A 2,998-nucleotide genomic window follows, 5' to 3' on the forward strand; every position below is an offset into this window, starting at 1 on the left:
CTCTCCTGGCCTATGGACTTGTGGATAAGCCATTCTGAGAGTAAGGTGAATGAACTAACAAACCGGGAATAGCTCTTATTTTTCCTGAATTTTGTTCCAGATCCCCGGACCTAGCTAAGGTTTCTACAAGGTCTTTTAATTCCGTTTCTATAGACATTATTACTCCCTGTAATTTAGTTAGTACAACACTCTCCAACTAGCTAAGGTTGGATGGATTCTTGCGCCAACCTTAGTTCTTGAAACTTAGGTAATCTCTGCCAAATAATGATGTTTTTTAAGGCTTTCCGTAAAAAAACCAACTACCAAAGTACATAAATAAAAACCAACCATCACATCACTTAAATAATGAAAATATAAAAATACCCGAGTTGAAATCACTATTAAGGCTAATCCTAGAAAAGCATAAAAATAACGCGGGAATAAAGCCCCTAAACCTGCTGCTAAAGCCGCTACTGTAATGGAATGTCCTGAAGGAAAAGACCAAAATAAGTCATTAAATTTAAACCAATAAAAGCCAAAATAATTACCATCAAAAAAGAGATCTGGGCGAGAGCGGCTTACCGTTATTTTTATTACAAATCCCACGATATTGGCTAATAAAACACAAGCTAATAAAAACCAAGCTCGCTGTTCATAAATTTCATTTTTTTTGATGTAACGAAAAAATAAACCGCCAATGATGAACACTATAAAATAGATTTTCCATTTTCCTAATGTAGTTAATACATGAAGAATATGGGCATAACTTCTATAGTCCAAACTATGGAAATAAATAGCGATGGGTTTATCTAAAAACTTATACGATAAAATTACAAGTACAATATAGATTGAGATTACCCATGGCTTCTTCATTACCGAAAAAAAACGCTCAAATTGTGTCATTTTTAATTCCAATATCAAATTTATACATAATGCCTTATAAAACTAATCTAGTATACAATACTATCTAGCTATAATTAATTGACTAAAGAAGAATACGGCTGTTCATCAGCTTAAGTATTCGTTAAAATGCTTTATTCATCCGATTGGTCATATAATCAATGCCAGAATTTACTGTAATTCAACAAATATGTATTTGGGCTTTACCGATATTATTAGCGATTACCCTACATGAGGTGGCTCATGGTTATGTCGCCTATTGTTGCGGGGACAATACGGCGAAGATGTTTGGGCGTCTAACTCTTAATCCAATACCTCATATTGATCTTATCGGTACCATTATCTTACCTTTAGTAATTGGGGTTTTAACTAATTTTTCCTTTTTATTTGGCTATGCCAAACCCGTGCCCATTAACTGGAATCAACTTGGCAATCCTAAACGCGACATGATTTTAGTCGCCTGCGCAGGACCTCTAGCGAATATTCTAATGGCTTTTATATGGGCAGGTGTTTTTAAAATTGCCTCCCTCACTCATCCCGAATCCTCTATGGTCGCACTTTTTCTTTTGATGACCGCACGCGCCGGAATTATTATTAACCTTATTTTGGCCTTTCTAAATTTAATTCCTATACCCCCCCTAGACGGTAGTAGAGTTCTCCTAAGTTTCCTACCACCAAAACAAGCACTCCTATATGTAGCAGCTGAACCCTATGGCTTTATAATTTTAAGCTTATTAGCATTCACTGGAATCCTAGGCTACCTTTTAGATCCCTTAATTAATGGCGCATTATCGCTACTTTCATTCATTTATCATTTATGAAAATTCTTGCCGATGCATCGCTTCCTGGGTTACATGAAGCCTTTCCTCCTCCTTTTCATTTAAGTTTATACGCGAATCAAAAAGAGCTTGAAAACTTGCTTCCTGCTCAAGACATTTTGCTTTGCCGCGCAAATTTACAAGTGAATAAACGCTTGTTAATGAGCCATAAGTTATCCGTCGTGGCCACCGCCAGTAGCGGCAGTGATAATTTGGATCTGAGCTATTTAAAAAGCCAAAATATTCTTTCTTTAAATGCAAAGGGATGCAATGCTACCTCAGTGGCAGATTATGTAATCAGCTGTCTAGCTTTACTCGATAAAATGAACCGTATTAAAGGCTTAAAGCTTGGAGTTATTGGCCATGGCCATGTTGGTTCAACACTCGTCCCCCGCCTAAGAGCGGCAGGCTTTGATATTTATTGCTATGACCCGTTAAAAGCCCTAATGCACCCTAGCTTCAAGACTTGCACCCTGGAGCAACTCTATCGTTGTGATGTTTTATGTATTCACGCCGAACTCCATGAATCACATCCCCACCCCAGTTATAATCTTATTGATAATATTTTTTTAGAACAACTACAACCGCATTGTATTATTATTAATGCTTCACGCGGAGGAATTGTCAATGAGGAAGCTTTATTATCCTCCAGTGTGCAATATTGTAGCGATGTTTATTTAAATGAGCCGCGTATTGATCGAAAAATAATTGATCGAGCCATTCTTTGTACTCCTCATATTGCAGGCCATAGTTTAGAGGCTAAGTATGCTGCGGTCGCAATCATTAGCAAAAAAATTCACTCGCTATTAGGCATACCTCTGCCGGAATATTTATATCCCCCCCAAGCCACCCCTCTCAACGAGGCCCAAGCGAGTTGGCAAGAACTCGCTTTATTGCTATATAATCCTTGGGATGAAACCCAACAATTAAAACAAGCCACTGATCTAGAATCAGTCTTCCTTGCATTGAGACAAGCACATAAGAAGCGCCATGATTTTTATACTTATTTTAATCAAACCCTAAATCCTCAAATAAAACCTATATTTTTTTGATTCTAGTGCTTATCCCCACTTCGCCTAAAACCTAGTTAATTCTTTTTTACTGACTATTCACAGAGATATCCACAGAAATTGTGGATATCTCAATAATGGGCTAATAAATACTTTTATTTTTTATTGGCATTATTTTACTCATGTTACGCACGGTCAATTTTAAGCTGCCATATTTTTAAGCTCCTGCCAAGCAATCTGGTTCGCTCTAAGAATCAATTTGTACTTAATAGCAAAGTGATTTAAATGAGT

At 36.9% G+C, this 2,998-nt stretch carries 4 protein-coding genes; 2 read left to right on the forward strand and 2 right to left on the reverse strand.

The window, feature by feature from the left end:
- Positions 1-10 precede the first annotated feature (10 nt).
- A complete protein-coding gene (locus tag ELY15_RS16295; RefSeq protein ID WP_158617514.1) occupies positions 11-157 on the reverse strand; it encodes a hypothetical protein in 147 nt (48 codons plus the stop codon).
- A gap of 86 nt (positions 158-243) precedes the next feature.
- Positions 244-882 carry a phosphatase PAP2 family protein gene (locus tag ELY15_RS14935; protein WP_127101415.1) on the reverse strand — a complete coding sequence of 213 codons (639 nt, stop codon included), beginning with the start codon at positions 880-882 and terminating at the stop codon, positions 244-246.
- Between the two features lie 158 nt (positions 883-1,040).
- Here ELY15_RS14935 and ELY15_RS14940 point away from each other — a divergent pair, with 158 nt between their 5' ends.
- Both ELY15_RS14940 and ELY15_RS14945 read left to right on the forward strand, forming a co-directional pair.
- Positions 1,041-1,700, forward strand: coding sequence for a site-2 protease family protein (locus ELY15_RS14940; protein ID WP_127101417.1), 660 nt, complete (start codon positions 1,041-1,043; stop codon positions 1,698-1,700).
- Positions 1,697-2,749 (forward strand): NAD(P)-dependent oxidoreductase, encoded by a 1,053-nt coding sequence (locus ELY15_RS14945; protein ID WP_127101419.1) that lies wholly within the window; start codon positions 1,697-1,699, stop codon positions 2,747-2,749. The genes ELY15_RS14940 and ELY15_RS14945 overlap by 4 nt, the downstream gene beginning before the upstream one ends.
- Positions 2,750-2,998 lie beyond the last annotated feature (249 nt).

This window comes from Legionella sp. km772, from assembly GCF_003989735.1.
Taxonomy (GTDB): Bacteria; Pseudomonadota; Gammaproteobacteria; order Legionellales; family Legionellaceae; genus Legionella.

Excerpts from the sequence above, each read along its gene's own strand:
- ELY15_RS16295 (WP_158617514.1), bottom strand. The coding sequence starts at position 157 with ATGTCTATAGAAACGGAATTAAAAGACCTTGTAGAAACCTTAGCTAGG.
- ELY15_RS14945 (WP_127101419.1), top strand. The coding sequence starts at position 1,697 with ATGAAAATTCTTGCCGATGCATCGCTTCCTGGGTTACATGAAGCCTTT.
- ELY15_RS14940 (WP_127101417.1), top strand. The coding sequence starts at position 1,041 with ATGCCAGAATTTACTGTAATTCAACAAATATGTATTTGGGCTTTACCG.
- ELY15_RS14935 (WP_127101415.1), bottom strand. The coding sequence starts at position 882 with ATGACACAATTTGAGCGTTTTTTTTCGGTAATGAAGAAGCCATGGGTA.